This window comes from Komagataeibacter kakiaceti JCM 25156, from assembly GCF_000613305.1.
Window position 1 is genome coordinate 1 of record NZ_BAIO01000645.1, and the last position, 1140, is coordinate 1140.

General features: G+C 63.5%; 1 protein-coding gene and 2 pseudogenes. 2 read left to right on the forward strand and 1 reads right to left on the reverse strand.

Annotated elements, in window-relative coordinates; translation table 11 throughout:
- Positions 1–368 (reverse strand): annotated as a pseudogene (locus JCM25156_RS17495) (FAD-dependent oxidoreductase); the annotation flags it as partial.
- Positions 369–574: 206 nt separating this feature from the next.
- Between JCM25156_RS17495 and JCM25156_RS17500 the strand changes: the two are divergent.
- Both JCM25156_RS17500 and JCM25156_RS17505 read left to right on the forward strand, forming a co-directional pair.
- On the forward strand, positions 575–913 hold the full coding sequence (locus JCM25156_RS17500) for a P-II family nitrogen regulator (RefSeq protein ID WP_025814180.1): 339 nt from the start codon (positions 575–577) through the stop codon (positions 911–913).
- Between the two features lie 41 nt (positions 914–954).
- Positions 955–1140, forward strand: a pseudogene (locus tag JCM25156_RS17505) (hypothetical protein); the annotation flags it as partial.

The window sequence follows — 1140 nt, forward strand, 5'->3', positions numbered from 1 at the left end:
CTCGATCATCGCGCCGAAGGCTCATCCGCGTCCTCCGGCCCGAATTCCAGGAACAGGCGCGAAGGCGGTCGGCCGGGGCGGCCATCGGTCACGCGGATTTCGCGGATGTCGCACGCCGGCATGGGCAGCCGCGCCCAGATGCCCGCTTCCTCCAGCAGGTGGCGCGAACCAGCACTTATGGCGTAGGCCCGCCCATCGAAGCCGGGCCGTTCCAGGGGCGGCAGGTCCGCGCGGTCGATAATGGCGATCTTCATGCCATGCTGGGCCAGGCGGCAGGCAAGCGTCACCCCGACCGGTCCGGCGCCGACGATGCAGACATCGGCCTCAAGGGCCTCGGGCACGGTGCTGGGTGTCGTGTTCGCGGTCATTTCGTTTCCTGTTCTGGCCCCTGCGGGCGGGACGGCAAGCCCATGGGATTTACTCCCCCCGGCGGGGAGCGCACAAGCGCGCTTACCATACCCCGCGTACGAAGGCGGATGACATGCATCACCCAATCGGCGTATAGACGGAGCGGTTACATTATCCTTCACCCACGGTCAGCCCGGACCGGACAGAAATATGGAGATATGGTGAGATGAAGCTTGTCACAGCCATCATCAAGCCTTTCAAGCTCGACGATGTGCGTGAGGCCCTGACCCCGCTGGGGATACAGGGGCTCACGGTATCGGAAGTCAAGGGTTTCGGCCGCCAGAAGGGGCAGACTGAAATCTATCGCGGGGCGGAATATCACGTCAGTTTCCTGCCCAAGATCAAGATCGAGATCGCGGTCAGCGACGATCTGGTCGATCAGGCGGTGGAAACGATCCTGGAAGCCGCGCATACCGGCAAGATCGGGGATGGCAAGATCTTCATTTCCCCGCTGGAAGGCGTCATCCGCATCCGCACCCGTGAAACGGGTGACAGCGCACTGTGAACACGACATTTCCCTTTTCCATTTCAGGACGGACCACACATATGGCGATATCAGCCCGTTTCAAGATCGCAGGCATGGGCATGCTGGCGCTCAGCCTGTCCGCCGGGGTGGGTCAGGCGCGTGAAACCGCCAAGGAATGCCACCAGCAGTTCACGGCGGCCCGGACGGCGGGCACGCTGAACGGCCAGTCCTACAAGGCGTTCAAGGCCGCCCGGTGCGACACCGGG

Coding starts and splice junctions, on each gene's coding strand:
- JCM25156_RS17500 (WP_025814180.1), top strand. CDS start 575: ATGAAGCTTGTCACAGCCATCATCAAGCCTTTCAAGCTCGACGATGTG.